This window comes from Candidatus Cloacimonadota bacterium (genome assembly GCA_020532355.1).
Classification (GTDB): domain Bacteria; phylum Cloacimonadota; class Cloacimonadia; order Cloacimonadales; family Cloacimonadaceae; genus UBA5456.
The window spans coordinates 1-22,264 of sequence record JAJBBD010000241.1 but is presented as its reverse complement, the minus strand read 5'-3'; the positions used below and the strand labels follow the sequence as shown (position 1 = coordinate 22,264).

Annotated in this window: 15 protein-coding genes; 2 read left to right on the top strand and 13 right to left on the bottom strand. The window is 43.9% G+C overall.

All coding sequences use genetic code 11. The annotated features are described in order from the left end of the window. From LHW48_08490 to LHW48_08455, 8 genes are all read right to left on the bottom strand, one after another. Positions 1–2,076, bottom strand: a 2,076-nt coding sequence (locus LHW48_08490) for a xanthine dehydrogenase family protein molybdopterin-binding subunit (GenBank protein ID MCB5260488.1), incomplete at its 3' end; no start/stop codon positions are given. After that, positions 2,073–2,534: a (2Fe-2S)-binding protein gene (locus tag LHW48_08485; protein ID MCB5260487.1), complete on the bottom strand. Its 462-nt coding sequence runs from the start codon at positions 2,532–2,534 to the stop codon at positions 2,073–2,075. The genes LHW48_08485 and LHW48_08490, both read right to left, overlap by 4 nt. Continuing rightward, positions 2,531–3,430, bottom strand: coding sequence for a xanthine dehydrogenase family protein subunit M (locus LHW48_08480; protein MCB5260486.1), 900 nt, complete (start codon positions 3,428–3,430; stop codon positions 2,531–2,533). Before LHW48_08480 ends, LHW48_08485 begins: the two co-directional genes overlap by 4 nt. 23 nt (positions 3,431–3,453) lie before the next feature. Next, on the bottom strand, positions 3,454–4,266 hold the full coding sequence (locus LHW48_08475) for a cyclase family protein (GenBank protein ID MCB5260485.1): 813 nt from the start codon (positions 4,264–4,266) through the stop codon (positions 3,454–3,456). 20 nt (positions 4,267–4,286) lie between these two features. Beyond that, the gene (locus LHW48_08470) at positions 4,287–5,684 is read right to left on the bottom strand and encodes a DUF1116 domain-containing protein (protein ID MCB5260484.1); all 1,398 of its coding nucleotides are present in this window, start codon (positions 5,682–5,684) and stop codon (positions 4,287–4,289) included. Further along, on the bottom strand, positions 5,681–7,204 hold the full coding sequence (gene fdrA / locus LHW48_08465) for an acyl-CoA synthetase FdrA (protein ID MCB5260483.1): 1,524 nt from the start codon (positions 7,202–7,204) through the stop codon (positions 5,681–5,683). Before fdrA ends, LHW48_08470 begins: the two co-directional genes overlap by 4 nt. Then, positions 7,201–8,022: a DUF2877 domain-containing protein gene (locus LHW48_08460; GenBank protein MCB5260482.1), complete on the bottom strand. Its 822-nt coding sequence runs from the start codon at positions 8,020–8,022 to the stop codon at positions 7,201–7,203. Before LHW48_08460 ends, fdrA begins: the two co-directional genes overlap by 4 nt. A gap of 296 nt (positions 8,023–8,318) precedes the next feature. Beyond that, a complete protein-coding gene (locus LHW48_08455) occupies positions 8,319–10,280 on the bottom strand; it encodes a tetratricopeptide repeat protein (protein ID MCB5260481.1) in 1,962 nt (653 codons plus the stop codon). 776 nt (positions 10,281–11,056) lie between these two features. On the opposite strand from LHW48_08455, the gene LHW48_08450 reads away from it, so the two are divergent. After that, a complete protein-coding gene (locus LHW48_08450; protein MCB5260480.1) occupies positions 11,057–12,667 on the top strand; it encodes an ATP-binding cassette domain-containing protein in 1,611 nt (536 codons plus the stop codon). 163 nt (positions 12,668–12,830) lie between these two features. On the opposite strand, the gene rpoD is transcribed toward LHW48_08450, so the two are convergent. From rpoD to rpsU, 5 genes are all read right to left on the bottom strand, one after another. After that, a complete protein-coding gene (gene rpoD, locus LHW48_08445; GenBank protein ID MCB5260479.1) occupies positions 12,831–14,570 on the bottom strand; it encodes an RNA polymerase sigma factor RpoD in 1,740 nt (579 codons plus the stop codon). Positions 14,571–14,594: 24 nt separating this feature from the next. Further along, positions 14,595–16,322 (bottom strand): DNA primase, encoded by a 1,728-nt coding sequence (gene dnaG / locus LHW48_08440; GenBank protein MCB5260478.1) that lies wholly within the window; start codon positions 16,320–16,322, stop codon positions 14,595–14,597. 10 nt (positions 16,323–16,332) lie between these two features. Then, positions 16,333–18,678 (bottom strand): endonuclease MutS2, encoded by a 2,346-nt coding sequence (locus tag LHW48_08435; protein ID MCB5260477.1) that lies wholly within the window; start codon positions 18,676–18,678, stop codon positions 16,333–16,335. Beyond that, entirely contained in the window at positions 18,675–19,211 is a 537-nt protein-coding gene (locus LHW48_08430; protein ID MCB5260476.1) for a CvpA family protein, read from the bottom strand. Before LHW48_08430 ends, LHW48_08435 begins: the two co-directional genes overlap by 4 nt. A gap of 86 nt (positions 19,212–19,297) precedes the next feature. After that, positions 19,298–19,504, bottom strand: a complete 207-nt coding sequence (rpsU, locus tag LHW48_08425; protein MCB5260475.1) for a 30S ribosomal protein S21 — start codon at positions 19,502–19,504, stop codon at positions 19,298–19,300. Between the two features lie 358 nt (positions 19,505–19,862). Here rpsU and LHW48_08420 point away from each other — a divergent pair. Beyond that, positions 19,863–22,264: N-6 DNA methylase (locus LHW48_08420; GenBank protein MCB5260474.1), on the top strand; the 2,402-nt coding region annotated here is incomplete at its 3' end.

Below are 22,264 nucleotides of genomic sequence, written 5' to 3'. Positions count from 1 at the left end.
TTTGGCATCGTAGCGCATGTCTTCATACAAAACGGTAGCGAGCCCTTGCAGCAAACCTCCGGTTATTTGACCCCTTACCAATTCCGGATTAAGCGCTTTTCCGGCGTCGACTGCCATTGCCACCCTCAGCACTCGCATCTTTCCGGTTTCCGGATCAATTTCCAAATCCAATGCAGCCGCACCAACGGTGTAATGGACATTAGGATGCCCACCCTGGCTGGTTTCAGGATCCCCTTTAGTAGAAGAAAACTCTGGCATATACATACCGCGAGCATTAATTGGTCCGCCTTTGAAGGTGCCGTCTTCGGTCATAATCCCATCCACAACAAAATCCTTTAGAGGCAAGATAAATGTTGAATCTGTATGGCATTTAACGGCTTCATCTTCTAAGTAAAGTTCATCAATGGGATAGTAAAATACCCTGTGTACCAATTGCAGAATTTGTTCTTTGGCATCTAAGGCAGCTTTTTTTACGGCGTTTCCGCTACTCCAGGTAATGTGAGAAGCTACAGTTTGCCATTCATAGGGATTGCGGTCGGTATCGGGAGTTTCCACTCTAATCCGGCTTGGGGGCACAGAAAGTATCTCAGCAGCTATTTGAGCCATAACAGTTTGATAACCTTGTCCAATATCCATTCCGGAGATGATAAGATTGATGCTGGCATCTTCGTTGAACTTCAAAAAGGCAGATGATGAAGCGTTTGGAGGCATAGCAGGTGCCTTCCAAAACAAAGAAAACCCTCTGCCCAATACTTTGGTGGGGTCTTTGGATACTAAAGGTTCTCCCCATTTGATAGCATCGGCTACCTTGTCTATAGCTTCGTGTAAGCCATTTGGGTTCATTTTTGCGCCATAAGCGGTAAGATCACCGGCTTTAATGGCATTTTTACGACGGAATTCCACTTCGTCTATTCCCAGTTGTTTTGCGGCACGTGTGATATGCGATTCCAGTCCGAATAGCATTTCAGAATAGCCAAAGCCACGATACGCACCTCCGGGAGGGAGGTTTGTATATACGCAAACAGAATCTATCGATACATTTTCGATATTATAAGGTCCTATTGCAGATAAGCCTATGGCATTTACTACGTTAGCGCCGTATTCCACATAGGCTCCCGCATCCCAATAGAGTTTGTGGTCTAAGGCTACAATTTTGCCCTGCTTGGTAATTCCCATCTTGATCTTGGCTACAACACCCAAACGCTGATAGGTGTTAATGAATTCCTCTTCTCGACTGTAACGTAGTTTTACGGCATATCCTTTTAACTTGGTGGCCAATACAGCGGGGATAATTTCCATTGTGACGCCGGCTTTGCCGCCGAAACCGCCACCAACATGAGGTGCAATTACCCTTACATCTTTGTGCGATTTGCCCAAAGCTTCGGCAAAGAGATGGCGCTGAATATGGGGGGATTGAGATGAGCTCCACACAGTTAGGCGTCCCGAATAATCCAGTTTGCCAATTGCCACATGGGTTTCAAGGGCACAATGAGCGTACCTGGGTACTGTATATGTATCTTCCAGAATAAGTTCGGCTTGCTCAAATCCTTTGTCCGGATTACCTTTTCGGGTTTTACGCCAGTGGGCTACATTGGTACCTTCTTTGGGGAAAAACCAGGGAACATGAGGATACTCACCCAAATCCGGATGCAATATTACCGCATCACTTTTGAGGGCTTCCATCTGATCCAACACGGCCGGCAAAGGTTCATACTCCACCTTAACCAAGGCTGCACCCCTTTTCGCTGCTTGCGGGCTACGGGCTACAACTGCCGCTATCTGCTCTCCCACAAAGCGAACTTTATCTTGAGCAAAAACAAAGCGATCCTTCATGTATAAGCCAAATTTGTACGGAAAGTCCTTTCCCGTGAATACTTTATACACTCCGGGAATCTTTTCGGCAGCGCTGGTATCGATGCTCTTGATGATGGCATGGGCATGAGTGCTGGAAACCAATTCGGCATACAAGAGGTTAGCGCCAAAATCGATGTCATCGCCATATATGGCAGCCCCACTTATCTTTTCTAGGGCATCAATGCGGGTTACGGATTTTCCAATATACTTGTATTCCTTCATTTCTCCCCCTTGCTAACTGCCATAATAGCGTCAAATATTGAGGTATAGCCTGTGCAGCGACAAAGATGACCCGCTATGCACTCTTTTATTTCTGCCAGATTGGGATGCGGGTTTTTCTCTAAAAGCTCTGTAACCGCCAGGATAATTCCCGGAGCGCAATATCCACATTGGAAAGAATTATACTCTATAAAAGCATTTTGTAAGGTACTAAGTTTCTCTTGAGAGATTCCCTCCACAGTTATGATATCACGCTTATCAGCCTCTACTGCCAAAATGAGGCAGCTACGAACCGCTTTGCCATCCAAAAGCACAGTGCAAGCCCCACAATCGCCTCGCTCACATCCACATTTGGGACTTTTTACACCAAGCTTATCTCTAAGAACGTCCAGCAGTATCTCATTGGGTTCCACCATCAAATGTCTGAGCTCGAAATTCAGATTAAAACAGATTTCCTTCATGCGAAACCTCCTAAGATTGCTTTAGGTTCTACCTTGTTGCCCTTAAACCTTTCAATTGCGGCATGTAAGCCTCTTTTAACCATAACTTTGCTGATATGAAGGCGATACTCCTTACTGGAACGAATGTCTGTTATGGGGCATATTTCAGAATCTATTAGGGCAATAACTTCATCAATTATATGAGCGCTCAGCTCTTTTCCATTGAGGGCGGTTTCAATCCTTCTGGCACGTTTGGGAACGGGTGCCAAAGCGCAATGCGCAATGCGATACTGATTATTTTCGCTTAAGAATATGCCCCATCCGGCTTGAGCAAGATCCTCGCCATTGTAGCGCCCCAGTTTAACGTAGATACCGGAAGACTTTTGTGCAGGAATGGGTAAACGGATATGAGTTAGTATCTCATCTGGTTGTAAGGCAGTTTTGCGTGGTGCCAGAAACCATTCTTCTATCGGAATTTCCCTAGTTTCAGTGGCGGAAGCGCAATGCAGAATAGCATTGTAACACAATAGCGCTGGCGCAGAATCTAAGGAAGGAACTGCCGTGCAGATATTTCCGGCAAGAGTAGCTCGATTGCGGATGCCGGTGGAAGCCACCGTTGCCGCTGCATCGTGAAGAATGATAAAGTGTTGCTTGATAAGCGGATCTTCCAGCAATTGGGTAAAGGTAACTCCTGCTCCAATCTGAATAAAACCTGCTTCTTGACAAATGTTATTTAACTGCTTAATGTCTTTAATGTCTATCAGTAATTGCGGAGCAGACATACCTTCTTTGATGTTTACAATTAGATCGGTCCCTCCCGCTAAGATCTTAGCTGTTTCTCGGTGAGTTTTTAACAGCTCCAATGCCTCAGTAATAGACTGTGGGCGGGCATAACTGAAGTTGTGGGCTAAAGCCATATATCCTCCTTCAAGGCGGGTAATTATGGTTCAAATGCGATTATCCTGCACATGGAGGATTCCATTTCTATGCCGCGCAGGGGAAAGAGTCCAATCCATAAGCGTTTGTTGGATAGCTGAGCAATGTCGCCACCCAAATTTTCGGCATGCACTAATTTCTTGGGGAAAAGCTTAAGATGCATTACTTGATAGTATTCTTCTGGAGGATACATTTCGTCCCAAGTTTTGCCATACTTCTGTTTTAGTTTGGTTTCGGCCGCAATGAAGTCCTTGGGGTGCCAATCGCGGATGATGGTATTCATGGGATGATCGGCTGAACCGCAATCGACTCCAATCCACTTGATGCCCATTTCCAACGCCCATTTGTGGAAACTGGGATCTGGCCCCGGATGTTTTACAAAATATCTTAGCTCGTCAGATTCCGGTTGATCCCAAGCGTATTTATGGTATCCGGTATTGATAATAAGAATATCGCCTTTTTTAATCTCGGCTTTTTGCATCAGTAATTCTGGGCTATACAGATCGTAATCTCCCACAGAATCTGAAATATCTACAACCACTCCAGGCCCCACCCATTCATCCATAGGCACATCGCCAATGCTTCTACCGCTGGCGTGGAAATGGATTTCGCCGTCTATATGGGTTCCTACATGATTGCTGGTGGTAATAATTTGTCCATTTGCCCCTTGTCCCATATGCGCTCCGGCTATACGCTTAAAATATTGAATTCCCAACGGCATATAGCTAGGCCAGGGTGGGGTATGAATGCTTAATCTCTGTGTTAGATCGTACATTTTGAGAGACTTCATGAAGTCAAAAAAGTTATTAGTATCCATGTGATTCTCCTTTTATCGCTTTATAGTTTTGCCAAAGCCTCATAAGCACGCATAAATGGCTCCATAGGAGCATTTACCACTCCGGCTCCTACTTGACCCACTCCGGGTTCTTTGTGTGCCACGCCAGTATCTATTATGGGGCTAAGATTATTCTCAATTACCCTTATTATATCAATGCCAAGCGGAGTGCCCCTAAAATCTAGGGCAGGAATCTGGTAATTTGCACTCTCGCCATAGCAAATCTCATACATCGATAATGTATAATGTAATGCATCCGGAGCATTTCCACCAACAAATTGTACAATTGCCGGCGCAGCCGCGATGGCAAAACCACCCCAACCGGCGGTCTCAGTGATGGCACTATCGCCAATATCCGGATTCGCATCTGCCTTACTGTATCCCGGAAAATAGAGTGCATCCGGCACTAATGCGGGACCGGTAAACCATTGATTGTTAGTGCCACTCAGTTGGATGCCAAAATCTGTACCATTTCTACACATAACCACTGCCAGCGAAGAATGTTTTATATTGCGGGCAGCATCCAGAATTGCTTTTCCTGCTGGCATAGAAAGATTGAGGAAGAAATGATCGTTGCCATTTATAAACTTGAGCACGGCAGTTGTTTCCTCAACATTTCTCATGGTTTTTAGTAGGGCGGGAGCTAATTGTCTAATTAACAACGAAGTTCCGGCACGATTGCGGTTATGAACCTCATCGCCCATATGCAGTGCTTGAGCAATTAGGCTTTGCAAATCTATTTTGCCTAGCTCTTCAATGGCTCGTTTCATAACCGGGTACAATACTTCATCCATCCATTTTAACCGCTTGATAACTTCCTCATTAAAGGCTCCATAGCGCAATACTTTGCCCAAGCCTTCATTTTGAGTGGCATAGCTACAATTACCATAGCGTTCATTTTGGATTTCGAAAACCGGCATTTTGGGGCTAATGATGCCAGCCATAGGACCAACGGCATTATGTTCGTGGCAGGGAGCATATTCGATCTCGCCACTGGCGGCAAGCAGTTCTGCTTCTTGGGGATTATCTGCCCGCCCTTCGTAGATGAGTGCTCCAATTATTGCTCCACGCATTGGTCCGCACATTCTTTCCCAAGTGATGGGCGGACCTGCATGCAAAATTAAGTTTTGATGCATACCGGGTATTTTATCGATGGCAAGCCCCATTCCCACAAGCATTGGCTTGCCATTTTGAATTATCTCAAGTGCTTTTTGATTTGCGGTTTCTATTACTTTTCTGCGGGCAGAGATGCCCTCTTTGAGTTCAACGGCAATATTCAATGGTGGTTTCCACTCTACGTCTATTGCCTCATGTCCAGCTTCAACAATGTTTTCGGCAAAGTTTTCCAAGCCGATGTTTATAACCTTTAGTTTGCCTTTTGTAATGGCGATTTTACTCATCCTTTCCTCCTGTGCTTTACTAGGGTGCGGATTGCATAATCCGCCGCTGCCAGATGTGAGCTGAAAACCTTAGCTCCCGCATCACGCAATTTTTCGGCAACTGTATCTGCATTCTGAGGATCTTTGCTGGTTCCCAAAACGTGGCAGATAATCGGAATATCGGCGCTAATGCCTGATATCACTGGGATGATCTCGGCGGCAGGATCTGGATGTGCGCCATAGCCCAACACGATATCCAGAATAATGATGCCAATATCGCTACGCTTTGCCATGTGCTCAAGCATCTTCATCCTTAAGTTGTAGTCTATCATCGGATGAGGGCGACCCACGGTAAATTCGTCCGATCCAAGATCAATAATGCAATCTGCCGTTTCGTTCCACACATCTTTTGCCAAAAATTCCGAGCTTACTGGCGTGTTACTTAGGGGGTATTCATCAAAATAGCGATGATAAAGCTCTTGTGCCTCGTAGCACAGCGTCCCGCCGCTATACAAGCCGGCAAGATACTTTCTGCTTGGTGCTAGGTTTGGGAGAATCTGTTCGTTTTGCATATTTTCCGCTTGCTGACCGGTTTTGTCTTTTCTAAGTATTGCACAAGCTTTTGCTGCACTTTCTGCCAAAGATACAAAGTAATGCAGATTGGGCAGATTGGGTAGTTCCACAGGTTTTAGAAAGCTAACCACCACAGGTTTTTGGGTTGAGGATATCTGTTGCCAAAGCTTGTTACGAACTTCTGGATCGGGAGTTTTAGCAATTATAATAATAACTTCGGTTGCCGGATCGTGAATAAGATAATCCAAACAGGCGGAGAGCATTATACCACCTATTTCTTTTTTACCATCTCTGCCCCCTGTGCCAAATGCTTGCGAAACTCCTAGCCCACGATTGGCTATTGCCACGCTCACTTCCTGCAATCCGGTGCCGGCAGCGGAGACGATGCCAATTTTGCCTTGAGGAATCTTATTGGCAAAGGCTAAGGGACATCCGTTCACTATAGCGGTTCCGCAATCGGGACCCATTAGCAGTAAGCCCTTAGCAGCAGCTTTTTGCTTAAGCTTCAATTCATCTTCGAGGCTCACGTTATCCGAAAATATCATTACATGCAATCCAGCATCGAGTGCTTGCTCTGCCTCTGCAGTTGCATATTTACCCGCAACCGAGATTAGGCAAAGATTTGCCCCGGGCAGGTTTTTCACAGCAGCTTGGAGGTTTCGGATCTTGAGTGCTGAAGCCTCTTGATTGCGAGATGGCGCATTAATCAGTTGCTCGGCTTTGCTGATAGCCGCTTCTCCTAGTTCATCGGTTTTTGACTTAACCACTATCACAATATCCGTTTCGGCGGCAGCTTTGATCTCATCTACCAGCATATCGGTTGCTGCCAATATTTCCCGATTCTCAGGGTTCGCCAAAATCGCTACTGCATCTTCAACTCCGTCTTGCTGGCGTAATTCTTTGGATATTAGCATTAGTTTTACAGAGTCCAAATATTTTCCTGCCACAATTTGGGTTTTTATAATCATATCATCTCCCAAGCGGCAAAGAAGCCGCTTAATGTATCGTATCCGCTGCTTGCACCTAAAGCAGATATTTGCTGCATAAATGGCAGCGGGTCTTTTGTGTTAGATTCCAGTGCTTCAAAAAAATCTAGCCAATCTCTATTGGGTAAAAGTTGAGCAGCTTGAATTAAAAAGGTATTGCTCAGATAGTTTTCAGAAAGCGATTCATACAATAGCACAGCCAATATTTCTGACAAGTCTTTTTTTCCCATTTTCTGCCTATAAGCCAGCCCCAGAATATAGCCTGCTAAAAAGTCATCACCACCCGGAGTTAGACCGTATCCTTTGCCTTTAAAGCACTTAATCCCTTCGGAATAGTTTTCTTCACTAAATAGTTTTTGCCCTTGTTTATAGCTTTTTGCCAAAGCAAGCTCAAATCCTTTAAGGTTGCCTTCTTCTGCCCTCAGCAATGCCCCCACTCCAAATGGTGGTACCTTGTCCAAATAGTGCATAAAGCACTTTTTAATACGTATCCGCCGCATTTGCGCATCCAAAACCGGCTGTAAGCAGTTAATCTGGTAAATATTGGCAGTCGATGTGTTACATACTTGCCCAGCTATCTGCAGGATGCCATGTTGCAAACTGAAACTGTCCAAAGCAGATACATCACTTTCTGAAAGAACTATTCTAAATGGTCCTGCACATATATGTCGGCTGCAGATGGTTATTACCTGATTCTTGTAGATAAAATTGACTGCTTTGGTATGGCTGCTAAATACTTTGCCATAATTTCCCGCAGGGATCATGGCACCAATGCTTATTGCCTGTAGCGTATTTGGCATTATGCTACCTCAATTGGAGAAGATAGAGAATTCATCTGCGTTGCGGTGATGTTCCCTTTCCAATCGTTAAACAATGCTCACAAGAGTTGATGTGCTGGATTCTAAATGCTATTTGCCAATAAGTTTTCATGCAAATTATCTTGAAAACCACGTCAAATACTGTCAAGCTGATTCTTGCCAAGCCGTTGCAGGCTCTATATGCCAAATTCCGATTAATAGTAATACAAACTTGTATATATATTGCAATCTGCAATACCTAGAATTTTGTGATTGCCACTTAATAAAGCTTGAATTTGTTACCGATCTGCTATGCGCAGCTTAAGGATGAATTGCGTTCCCTTATTCAACTCGCTATGGATTTCGTATTCCACCTTTAGTAGCTTAAGATAGCTTAAACACAGGTGTAAACCCATGCCCATGCCGATTTCCTTGTTTGTGCCTGCTTTGGGTTTCAAATTATCCCGCATCAAGTTATCGATCTCTTCTGTGCTCATGCCCACTCCGTTATCGCTTATGTTTAGGTAGGCATAGTTCTTCACTTTTGTGCAGAAAATCTTAATTTTACCCCCGGAAGCGGTGAATTTGATGGCATTGCTCAGTATATTGCGCAACACAATTTTCATGATATTGGGTTCGGTATAAATTGAGTATTCTGAAATCGAGCAACAGTGTTCTACATCTATGTTTTTTTGCTTGATGTGACCATGATGAAATTTTAATACCGGATCCAGCAAATAGCAAAGCGGTACTGCCTTCATCAGGCGATCTACTTCTTTGCTGAAATTGCGGGATTCTATCCAAATCATCATTTCACTAAGCAGATCTGTAACTGAATCCAAATTATCAATTACGTTTCCAATCAGATCAGAAGCCGCCTCGCTACCGATTTTGCCTTCTTGGATCATGCGTAATGCTGCGGCGCTATTTGCCGCCGGACCTCTAACATCATGAGAAATAATCGAAATCAATCTGTTTAACATTCCGAGTGATGCGTGCAATTCGCGATTGCTCTTTTCTAATTGTTTCGATTGTCGAATAATCAGGTTGTTCGATTCTTCCAATTCCGTATTTTTCTTTTGCAAAATCTCATTATTCTTTTCGATTTTTCGGCTTAGATAATCTGCTTCCTGCTTGGAAATCATCTTATCGGAAAGCTCTTGATACTGTTCTTCGTATATACTGCCAAGATCTAATAAGCGCTTATTGGCGCCGGCGTAATCTCCAATCTGGCTATAGTATTCATTCCATAGTTTATACAGATTTACTTTATGCTGTTGTATGTCGCTCTCATGGCACAATTTTTCTGCTTCAGTTAGATAATCCAAGCATTTCTCTGGCTGATTTTGTTCCAGATACATTGTGCAAAGCGAAAGCAAAGTACTTGTATAGCAAACCGTATCATTTTGGGAATCAATATGTTCCAGCGCAGATTGCAATAATTCTTTGGCTTCATCATAGCGTTTCATTTTATTGCAGATGGAGCCCAAAGCACTCAGTGAATCTGCCAATTGAGATTCTCCATAATAAGATTTGGTGATTTCCAGTGCCTTAGTGGCGTGTTCGTAAGCTTTATCATATTCTTTTATCTCGCTGTATGTGCGAGCCATATTGCCGTGTATGTAGCTCTGATACGGTATGTTTTGAGATTGCTCGGCAATATCCAAGGCTTTTTTGTAGGCGTTGATTGCCTTTGCATTGCTTTTTAGAGGACCATAGGCGTTCCCAAGATTAATCCAAGCAGAAATGCGTAAATCCGGATCGTCGTTTTCTTGCTGATCTAAGGCTTCAATAAGCTCAAACCCCAAATCCACCGCACGCGTAAATTGCTTGGTGTAGCTGTATGCCACCGTTAGATTATTCACTATGGGTATCCACATCTCATCGCTAGAATCAAATTCGCTTAACATGTCCTCCCAAGTGTAAATGGCTTTTAGATGATCTCCCCGCATAGAATATACTATGGCTATCAAAGATTGGATGTGGCGTACCTGCTGGGGCAAATTGCTTTCTTCGGCGCATTTCTGAGCCTCTTGTAAAACCTTGTATGCCGAAGTCGGATTTCTATCGTTTACATGATAACGCGCTACACTTACCAAAATACTGATTTTGTTATCCGGATTTTCGCTATAATCCGTTTCGGCAAGATGCTGTTGCGCTTCACGTAGAATCTCTAAAGCGCGCACACGCTCTACCCGATTGACTTGCTCCAGCGAATCGAGAATTCTTTGATGTGCTTCAGATGAGAAGTTTTTCTTCATGTCTCAACCTTTTATGACAGAATAAATATTGATAAATATCCGTCAACTTATATTTTGCTGTTATAAGCACAGAACACTTTGCAAAGGTAAAAAACTGGGGATGAAAATCGCTATCGTAGTAGCGCCTTTGCTCTATCCACACATTTCCTAATATCCCATAGCGTTTTGTAACATATCTCGCAACAGAGCTTGTAACGGAACTATCCGAAGCTCCGAATGTTTTTGTAGCTTGAGTGCATACTCGCTGCTACTTTCGGCGTTACAGAATGTTGATAAGACAGATTTATTGTTCTCATAACAGGTACTCCCGATCCCTGACATATTATCTATAGATTAAGCAAGGTTCCTCCCGTGATAATGCTGTAAATGCGGGATAATAGCGCTCTAAAGCTTAGCTAAGCATTACGGGAAACAATAAGCGTGAATGCTTGTGTTACATGGAGTTGAATATTGGAAACGATACTTGAGACCGTTGCACGTCCATCTATAGCAGATTGTTGTTGACTCATTTCCACACATATTACAAGCAGCTTGGTGGAGAGGAGTTCTGTATATAAAATGTATGATGTAAAGCCAAGTATCTGCGGCAATTCTCAAAAAGGATTGACACAATTCCTATACTTCTGAACATTACACAAAACCCCAAAGGAGATATTAAGATGCGCAAACAGAAATAAATCAGTAGCGGCTCTTGCATTGATTTATGCATCTGATATCTCAATCTACGGGCTGTTGCTGCTAATCCCCTTTCCTAAAACCGAACCAAGGAGAATTATATGCAGTTCATACAGCTAAAAGACATCCACTATCGCTATCCTGATCAATACGCACCTATTTTATGCGGCATAGATCTGGTGATTGCCGAAGGCGAAAAGATTGCCCTGATTGGCACAAACGGCAGCGGCAAGACCACACTGGTGCGCATCATCTTGCAGGAATTGGAGCCAACAAAAGGGACGATAAACTACCCCAGCAGACTTCCCAGCATTGCCTTTTTACCTCAAGATGTAAAAATTAGCTCTGGGCTTTGTTTGCGGGATTTTTTGCTAAATGTTGAGCCATCAAAGTACCGTATTATCAAAGGAATTGAAAGACTTTCTGCCATTACAAACTTAAATGCCGAACAGGGGATTGAGTTGGCATCTTTATGGCACGACTTTCAGGTGATGAATGTAGCGGATTGGCAGAGTGAAGTAGATTCCATGTTGCCCCGCATGGATTTGCAAGGCTTGGCAGAACGTGAGTGCGACACCCTTTCCGGAGGAGAATCCACTCGCTTGCAATTGGCGGCTCTGCTTTTGGAAAAGCCGGATATCCTGATTTTGGACGAACCTACAAACCATCTGGATCTGCAACACATCATGTGGCTGGAAAACTGGCTCAATTCATACAGTGGTGCGGTACTGTATGTATCTCACGATAAGATGTTTATCGATAATAGTGCCACCAAGATAGCGGAGTTGAAAGCCGGTAGGTTGGAGATCCGTATGGGTAATTATTCCAGCTTTAGCCGCGACAAAACAGAGATGATGAATCATCAACAGATCCAATATCAAGAGCGCAAGAGGCAGATCAGAAACCTGCAACAAGCCGTTGAAAAACGCCGCAACTGGGCGCAAAGCTTTCAGCCCGAGACCCGCTCTGAGGGTAGAGCTGCGGTGTATGAATCCGTTTTTAATGCAGCCAGAACTCAGATGCAGCAAGCTCGCAATATCGAACGACGCATACGCATGCTGAACGAACGCTATCCAGTCCAACGCCCGATGTTCGATAAAGAGCGCAAATTGGATTTTGCCCAGGTGCATCCATCCAACAAGGAACTTATCAACATCAGTGCGATGGGCTTTGCCTATCAAGCTTTATGGATTTTCAGAGATTTCTATTTTAACTTGGGCGGAACCGAAAAAGTATGGCTCTCTGGAGCCAATGGTTGCGGGAAAACAACCCTGATGAAGATAATAAATGGGGAATTGATTCCCCAAGAAGGCGAAATTTCCTATGCACCTCGCCTAAAAATAGCCTATTATCGACAAGACCTCAACTTGCTCGACCCTCAAAACAAGGTATTGGATTACCTTTTGAGTGGCGGAACGGAAGAAACACACATCCACAATATGATGGGCTGCATCGGGTTGAAAGATAGCTTGGCAAATGAAGTAATTAGTAGCCTCTCATGGGGCGAAAAAGCTAAAGTACAGATTCTTGGAATCCTACTGGGAGATTTTAATGTATTGCTTTTGGACGAACCCACAAATCATCTGGATATGCGAAGTCGGGAGATGTTGGCGCAAGCGCTGGCAGAGTATCGTGGAGCCGTGATCTTTGTTTCTCACGATCGCGCGTTTATCCAACAGATCGCTACGCGGGAATTTGCAATTGAGAAATGAGGATTGCTACGAAATTGAATGAGAGAGATTTTGGTAGTAAAGCAGAGTACCGAAGCTCCGATTTAAAGGGGGCAAGTATCGGAGTGTCACTGTGGGTTCCGGTGCTTGTGCGAAGTGCAGAGAACAAAATGTAAAAGGGCGGAATAAAATCCGCCCACACAATTTATTTCACGTGGAAGTTATCCAAAAACTGCTGTAAGATGGCAGCTCGGCTTGGGTGGCGTAGCTTTTTGAGCGCTTTATCCTCGATTTGGCGGATGCGTTCACGAGTTACCTGAAAGATGTTGCCCACTTCTTCAAGTGTACGGTGATAACCGTCATCTATACCAAAGCGGAGTCGGATCACACGTTCTTCGCGTGTGGTAAGGGTTCTTAATACTTCATCCACTTGTTTTTTGAGCAGACTCCGTTCAGCTAAGCGTTCCGGAGAAATGATGGTTCTATCTTCGATGAAGTCTCCCAATATGCTATCTTCGCTATCGTGACCAATGGGTTTATCTAGCGAGACCGGTTCTTTGCTGATGGAAAGGATGTTTTTTACCTTTTCTACTGGCATATCCAGAACTTCGGAGATTTCATCCGGATAGGGGTCACGTCCGAGTTTTTGCATCAGACGTCTGCTGGTACGGTTGATTTTGTTAATAGATTCTATCATATGCACCGGGATGCGAATGGTACGCGCTTGATCGGCGATGGCGCGAGTAATGGCTTGACGGATCCACCAGGTAGCGTAAGTGCTGAATTTGAACCCTTTGCGATAGTCGTATTTCTCCACGGCGCGCATAAGTCCGGTATTGCCTTCCTGAATGAGATCCAAGAATTCCAAGCCACGGTTGTTATAGCGTTTGGCGATGCTAATTACAAGGCGTACGTTTGCCTCGATCATTTCGTTTTGAGCCTTTTCTTTATTGCGTTCGGCGCGGTCGATTTCACGCAGGAGGAAAACCAGTTCGGTTCCGGTCATTTTTGTTTCCAGTTCTACTCGGCGTATTTTACGACGGGCGTTTTTGATCTTGCGCAGAGTTTCCACAAAAATATTGGGGTCCATATTGGTTTCGCTTTTTACTTCCTCAAAGTCATCATCGCTTTTCTTGGCGCGTCTACCATAGGTACAAATCTCGTCTATAGTATAGCGTTTGATCTTAGTAAGTTCATTGATGGAATTGTAGCTTTCTTCTATTCGTTCAACCAGGCTGCGGATGCGGTAAACCATACGTTTGATAAGCTTGTCGTTGTAGGAAAGGCTCATGAAGGTTTCCACCACCTGGTCGCGCAGTTTATCTATTTCTTCCTGTCGGCTGGCTGTTCCGGTATCGTCAAAATCGCAGTTATCGAGGATACTGCCAATTTTATCCAAAGTATTTTCGTTTTCTTTGAGGGTATCCTTGAAGCGATCGATAATCTTAACATCCTGATTTTTATCTATCCATGTGCCGATATCCACTTTAAAGATTTGATCCAGCCTAACTCTGCGTTCGCGGTATCGATGAAGGAAATTATACATTTCACGCAGAGTAGAGCCTGCCTGGAACACGTTTTGATTAATCATTTTTTGGTATGTTTCGATCTTTTTAGCCACTCGCACTTCGCCATCTCGATCCAGAAGGGGAACTCTTCCCATTTCTCGTAGATACATACGCACAGGATCGTCATAGAAGCGCTTGGTTTTGAACTTCTTGGGAGCAGTAGGTTTACGGATGGCAGCTCCACCTTTAGTGACACGCTTTTCGGTTTCGTCGATGATTTCTATGCCATCTTGTGAAAGGTCGAAAATGATGTCATCCACCTTATCTAAAAAGAAGGGGCTATTTGGCAGGATGTCGTTGATTTGTTTGAAGGTGATATAGCCGGAATCCTTTCCGAGATCCACCAACTTTTTCAAACATTCGTTATAAGTAATCATCAATGCTCCTTGGCAAAAAGTTCTCTAAAAGAGGACCTTGTTAACTACCCGCTTAGTCAATTTCCGATATTGGCGGGATAGTGCTTCCTTTTGTTTGAGAAGTTCATAATTATTAGAATCCTGGTTGATAGCCTTGTCTAAGGCCTCCAGATCCCGCTTCAGCTTGCGAAGCTTCAAGTCTCGCATAAGATCTTGGAGATTCGCTTGTTGTACGTCCTCAAACATAAGCTCAGCCATGCTGTTTTTGATTTCATCGTTCTCAATATCGTCTAAAAGCGCTGCCGGGTTCCATATGTGTGTATTGGCCATCTTAGCTGTAAGCAATACATATACTTGCCGGTAGAGCCTACTATTAAAATAATCGGGGCTTATCTCGCTGGCAAGAAGATTGTAGCTTTTCTCATCTTTTAAAGCTAAGCAGAGCAACAATCTTTCCTGCTCAAGATCTTGGTTATAGCCTCTGGGAGAAGTGATTAGTTCGTTCTCAACAGTGCTTTGTCTGCCTCTTTTTAAGCCAGATAATAATGCTTCGGAACTAATGCCAAAACTTTCTGAGATATCGGCAATCAAGAGCTCTTTTAAAATGGGATCGTCTAATAGCCGCAAGCTTTCCAGTAGCATATCAATGCGCTCTTTTATCGGTTCTTCTATGTTATCGTTTGTTGCCATAAACGATATTAAGGCTGGAGCTTCAGCAATGAGTTTGTGCAAATCTTGTGCGCCATATTTTAATAAATACGAATCCGGATCCTCAGTTTTTGGCAAGTTTACAATCTTGACCTGCATGCCATGCGATAAACACAGTAACCCTCCTCGGATGGCGGCTTTTAATCCAGCGCTATCACCATCGTAGAGTAGCACCGTGTTGCGCGAGAAACGGTTTAGCAGCAATACTTGATCTTTAGTAAGGGCTGTACCCAAACTGGCAACAGAGTTTACAAAGCCATTTTCATACAAACGCAAAAAGTCAAAATACCCTTCGCATACCAAAGAAAAATCCATCTTACTGATATTGTATTTGGTTTTATATAGCCCGTAAAGCTCTTTCCCTTTGGTATAAAGCTCTGTTCCGGAAGAATTGATATATTTACCAATGTTATCTTTGGGCTCCAAAATCCTTCCGCCAAAGGCGATAACATCTCCAGTATTATTGTGAATGGGAAACATCAAGCGATTGCGGAAAAAATCATTCAAAGCTCCGCTATATTCCGTAAACAGTCCGCTTAACTTTAGCAGATCGACTCCATATCCTTCTTTAAGCAGATGGTTGAGCAGGCTTCTCTGAGAATCCAAGGCAAAGCCTAATTGCAGTTCCCTTGCTATTTCTGGCGAGAAATTTCTTTCTGATAGATATTCTAAAGCATTATCGGCATGTTTAAACAGACATTGGCTAAAGAATTCACCTGCGCTGTGATATACCTGTATAAGTTGTTGACGCTTGGTGGAAACAACTTTACTGCGCTCATGTTCGGGAACCGAAATTCCTACTCTTAACGCCAGCTTTTTGACCGCTTCAATAAAGCTAAGCTTTTCGTATTCTTGAACAAAAGTAAACACATTGCCGGCTTTGCCACAGGCAAAACACTTAAAAATCTGCTTGGGCTGGCTAACATAAAGAGAAGGACGTGTGTCGTTGTGAAATGGGCAAACACCACGCCAATTAGAGCCTACGTGCTTTAACGGCACATAAGTTTGGATTACATCTACAATGTCGTTTGCTTGCCTAATCTGGTCGATCAGATTACTATCCAACTCTATTCCTTTATATCTTAATTACCGTTACTCCGCTTCCACCTTCAAAGAGGGGGGGAGATTCCATGCTTTTTACTATTTTCTTGCGGGAAAGATACTCTCGAACTTTGGTTCTCAGAGCACCGGTTCCTTTGCCGTGTACGATGCGTAAAGTACTAAAACCGCTAAGAGCGGCATTATCTATAAATTCGTCGATAAGAGGCATGGCTTCATCAAAAGTTAGCCCCAAAAGTTTGAGCTCGGTTTGAACTTTGGCGGTTACTTTGCTGGAAGTGATGGGAATCATAGGTTCGCTTGCAGCATGCGCGCTACGATACAAATTATCCAGATCGGTTTTAAAGCTAATTCCGTTCATATCAACTGTTGCCCGAGTTCCATCTATTGCCAGGATAATAGCGTCAGCTTCAAAATCTGCTAGCCAAACCTTGTCACCAACTTGCGGGTTTTCCGGTTTTATCAGGTCTTCGCTATTGCTTGAGATCAGTTCGCGGTTCAGTTTTTCGTTCTGTTTGGATATATCTTGCAATTTTCTTTCCGAAACTTTACGGCGTTCTTGCTTTTCCAAGCCTTTGAGTTCGCTTAATTCGCGATGGTATAATTTTTGAAAGCCGATCAATTCGCTTTGCAGCTCTTTAATATGCTTCTGGCGCCTGGCTTTGAGTTCTGTTTGCCAGGCTTTTTCTCTATCTTCCAATTCGCCGAGGCGGCTTTCCAAGTTTCGAGTTTTTAGCTGATATTGATATATGGATTGTCCCAGTTCCTTTTTTTGGTCTTGAAGGCGTTTGATTAGATTGCTAAATTCCATGTTCTGACTGCCGGCTAAATGTTTTGCTCGTTTTATTAGCCCAGAATCTATACCCAAAGATGCCGCAACTTCGATGGCAAAACTATCTCCGGGAATGCCAATGCTAAAATGGTAAGTAGGCACCAAAGAGCGCATATCAAACTGCATCGAAGCGTTAACACAATTAGGATGAGATTCGGCAAAAACCTTTAGAGCAGTGTAGTGTGTGGTTACAATGCCTTTTATTTCAAGCTCAGTAAGTTTTTCGAGAATAGCTTGCGCTAGAGCAGAGCCTTGAAGAGGATCTGTGGCGGCTCCAATTTCATCGATAAGGATAAGACTGCTTGGCTTAGCTCGTTGCAGCATCCTTGCAATTTTTTCCAAATGAGAACTGAATGTAGATAAGGCGTTTTCGATGGATTGGTCATCTCCGATATCTGCCAAAACCTCGCCAAAACAGCCAATTCTACTTAGTTCATCTACCGGTACGGGAAAGCCTGCCATTGCCATCAGCGTGATAAGCCCCACTGCCTTCATCAGCACAGTTTTCCCACCCGTATTGGGTCCACTTAAAATCATAATATTGTAGTCTGAACCCAAGCTAAGATTAAATGGAATAACTCTATTATAACCCTGTTTTCCTTCTTCCGATATTTTTTTAAGTATCAGCAAGGGATGCCGGGCTGTGTCTAGCTCCAGTATAGGCTCTTCACACATTACTGGGACTTTTGCTTTTAGGCTAGTGCAAAGACGAGCTGCCGCATAAAGAAAATCCAGTTTTGCCAGTATTTTTTGATTGTTCAACAGCTCAGTTTTGTGCTCTTTTATTTCTTGGGAAAAGGCAGTTAAGATTCTGTGAATTTCACGCTTTTCTTCATCTTTGAGTAAATGTAATTCGTTATTTAAGGGGACAATTTCAGACGGCTCAATAAATACTGTGGAGCCTTTGGCAGATCGACTTTGCACTATGCCAGGCACAAATGATGCGGCAGATTCTTTGACGGGAATTACGAAACGCTCATCCCTCTGAGTAACGAATTTCTCTTGCAAAAAATCCTCAAGGCGAGGTTCGGACAGCATATTTTGCATAGTACGTTGGATGCGTTGGCGTAAGCTTCCCATTTGTCTGCGGATGCTATTCAACTGGGAAGAAGCACTATCCAAGATATCGCCCTCAGCATCGAAAATGCGCAAGAAACCGAGCTTTATTTGAGGTAAAGAGCTTAACCTTTTTACTATTTGATATGTCAGATCTAGGTCTTTGTACGCCTGCTTGTTCTCGGCAAGCTTCGAGCCCAAATCTGCATTGATGGATATTTCTTTTAGTTCCTCATAATTGAAGATGCCGGTACTGCCTGCTTCAAACAATGCCGTGATATCACTCAAGTCTTTGAACTCGTATTGAATGCCTAGCTCTAATGCTTGTTGAAACTGAGCTATGGTGTTTTGCGAATATCGCATCTTATCAATACTATCCAACACAGCTACGTACTGTATCAGATCTTTTCCCAATTCGCTATCACAAAGTTGGGCAAGATGGTTCTTCAATAGTGAGAATTCAAGCTCGGTCATTCTTCATTATCTTCTCGCTGTTGTAAGAATTCTGGCATTTTGATATATTTTATTCTGTTTTTAAGATTCAGTTTGGCAAAAAGCTCTTCTTTAAGTTGTTCCACACCCACATATACCCTATGTTTTTCGCCATCTTTTAGTGGCTCTGAAAGCTTGGGCATATAGTCCATCAGCACAGTGAATATTATTACCAAGATCAATCCATTTACTAAGCCTAAGATTCCGCCTACGGTTCTATTTAGCCACGATAAGTTAAGTGCTTTGATAAAACGCTCTAAAATCCATAACACAAAACGGACTATCACCACAATCAAGATTAAGATTAGCACTACGGCAATAATGGTGGAAATAGTTTTGCCAAGACCGTATTTTAGCATAAGTTGATTTGCCAAGAGCGGATAGTAATGTCCCACCAAAAAGAAAGCTAATACAGCTCCGGCAAATTGAACAACGGCACCGACTAAACCACGCCGGATACCCACAACCGTAAAGAACAGCAATACTGCCAAAATTATCCAGTCTATCACGCCCATTTAATTCTCCCTTGTGCCATAAAAAGCATACAGGAATCGTTGTGATCCCTGTATGCCGAATTAATACCTAAATAAAGTGTTATGCTTTATTTCATAAAACGTTGCATCCGACGCTGAATTTTCAGCATCTTGCGACGTGCAGCATTTGCCTCGCGTTTCTTTTTTACGCTGGGCTTCTCGTATGCCTGATGCTTCTTTATTTCCGAAAGAATTGCGGCTTTTTCGCATTTCTTTTTAAAGCGCTTCAACAGATAATCGAAAGATTCGTTCTCTTTGGCTACTACTGTCGGCAATCAAATCACCACCTTTTGTTTATAATTTAAGAAATGCCAAATTATTAGCCTTCGTAAATATGTCAAGCTCGAAATGCAAAAAGTTTACACTCTATCGTAGAGGCGACAGTGCCCATGTAACGGAGCTTTCCAAGGCTCAAAAGGCAGATGCTTCGTCCTGAAGCTTATAAAACACGGCAAGATGGTGTATCCACGCCAAAGAGCCGGCATGGTTTGACTGTTGTCAAACGGTACTGTGAGTATTGCCCGGTGAAGACGCTCCAGCAAAGGGGCAATATAGAAAAAGAGGTTGACCAAATATCCCTTATAGGGATTAATGCGCAAATGGAAATTTATCAAGGATTAGGGTAGTGCGTAAATGAAAAAAGTTCTTACAAAATACCTCAGCAGCCTTCAGAACATCATCCAGCGGGGCGACGCCCGGGAAGAATCTTTCTATCACTGTCTAAAGGAAATGATTGATGCCTATGCAACACTAAGCAAGATAAGTAGATGCGAAGTAAGCATACTGCCCAAAGCCACCGAAGCCGGAAATCCGGACTTCCGTATCTGGGACGGCAAAGCCCATATTACAGGCTATATCGAAGCCAAGAAACCAGAGATTTACAGCCTTGACCCCATCGCAGGAAGTGAACAGATCACACGCTACCTTGCCACCTTCCCCAATCTCATCCTCACCAATTTCTATGAGTTTCGGCTCTATCAGCATGGCAAGTTTGTGGAGAGTGTCACCATCGCCAGCCCCATCAATGCCACCCAGATGCAGATAACTCCTCCAGCTTCGCATGTAGATGAGTTTGCCGCCCTGCTTGACCGCTATTTTTGCTTTTCTCTTCCCGCTATTACAGACCCCAAGAGCCTGGCAGACACTCTTGCCAAACGCACCCGCTTCCTACGAGACGAGATAATTTCAATCGAACTGGCAGAGGAGGAAAGGCAGGGTAAGAAAATATTACTCAGCTTCTATGAATCATTCAAAAAGCTACTGATCAATAAGTTAAGCTTAGAGCAATTTGCCGATCTCTATGCCCAAACCCTTACTTATGGCATTTTTGCGGCTCGCACCCGTAGTGAAGGTGAGTTCAACCGCGAACTGATCTATAAATACATCCCCGGCACCCTCGGTATCCTGAAAAGCATCTTCCGCTTTATCTCTCTGGAAGAGCCACCTCAAGCTTTGGCTGTCCTGATTGATGACATCGCGGACATCCTCTTCAATACAGATATCAAAACGATATTGCATCGCTTTTATAGCGAAGGCAAAGGCACTGACCCGATTGTGTACTTTTATGAGACTTTCTTAAGCGAATATGATCCCAAACTGAGAGTAAAACGGGGAGTCTATTATACTCCCGAATCGGTGGTGCGCTATATCGTGCGCAGTATCCACTGCCTGCTTAAAAGCCATTTCGGGAAAGCGGATGGTCTTGCCTCTGAGGATGTAACGATACTCGATCCTGCTGCTGGAACTCTCACCTTTCCTGCTGAAGCTATCAAACTGGCTATTGAAGAATATAAAGATAAGTATGGCAGCGGAAGCACTCATAGACTGATCAAAGAGCACGTTCTACCCCATTTCTATGCAATTGAACTGATGATGGCACCATACACCGTTGGGCACCTCAAGATTAGTTATCTCTTGGCAGAACAAGACTATGAACTTAGCGAGGATGAACGCTTCAAACTCTATCTTTCGAACACTCTCGAGCCGGACACTCCAGAGCAGATATCGCTACCCATTGCCCATGACATCAGCGATGAATGCGCGATGGCAAACAAAGTGAAACATCAAGAACCGATTTTGGTGATAATGGGCAATCCGCCCTATAGCGGAGCCAGTGAAAACAGCAATGCCTGGACAGAAAAGCTCTTGAAAACCGATCTGGATGGTGCACAAAGCTATTACACGGTTGACGGAAACCCACTGGGCGAAAAGAATCCAAAGTGGTTGCAGGATGATTATGTGAAGTTCCTGCGCTTTGCCCAATGGAAGATCCACAAAGCGGGCAAAGGCATTGTAGGCATGATAACCAACCACGGCTATTTGGATAACCCCACCTTCAGAGGTATGCGACAAAGCCTGATGCAGACCTTTGATGAAATCTACGTTCTGGATCTTCATGGAAACAGCCTAAAGAAGGAGACTTGTCCAGATGGCAGCAATGATGAAAACGTCTTTGATATCAGGCAAGGAACTACCATCATTCTTATGCTGAAAACTGGGCTGCCAAGCTCCCGCTTGGCAGAGACGCCGCAGGCGTCTGAACCAACGAGCGCTGCTCGTTTGGGCAATCAGGAGCTTGCCCACCCACAAGTCCACCACCACGAGCTTTTTGGCCTCCGCCAGAGCAAGTATGACTGGCTGGATAACAATCAGTTCCAAGCTACATCTTTTCAGGCACTAAGGCCTACTTCACCCTTCTATCTCTTCCGCCCTGAAGCCACTGGAAATGAGCATTACCTTACATGGAAAAGCCTGACGGAGATATTCCCGCTCAACAGTGTAGGCATTGTAACCGCCAGAGACGGACTCACAATCCAGAATACTCCAAACCAAGTGCGTAAGACCATTCACCACTTTGCATCTCTGGACCCGGAAACCGCCAGAACAGCTTTTAAGCTTGGCAAAGATGCCCGCGACTGGAAGGTTGAATATGCTCAAAAAGATCTGAAAGACAGCGGAATGAACGATGAGAACATCAAAGCTATTCTCTACCGCCCCTTTGATATCCGTTATACATACTACACTGGAAAAAGCAG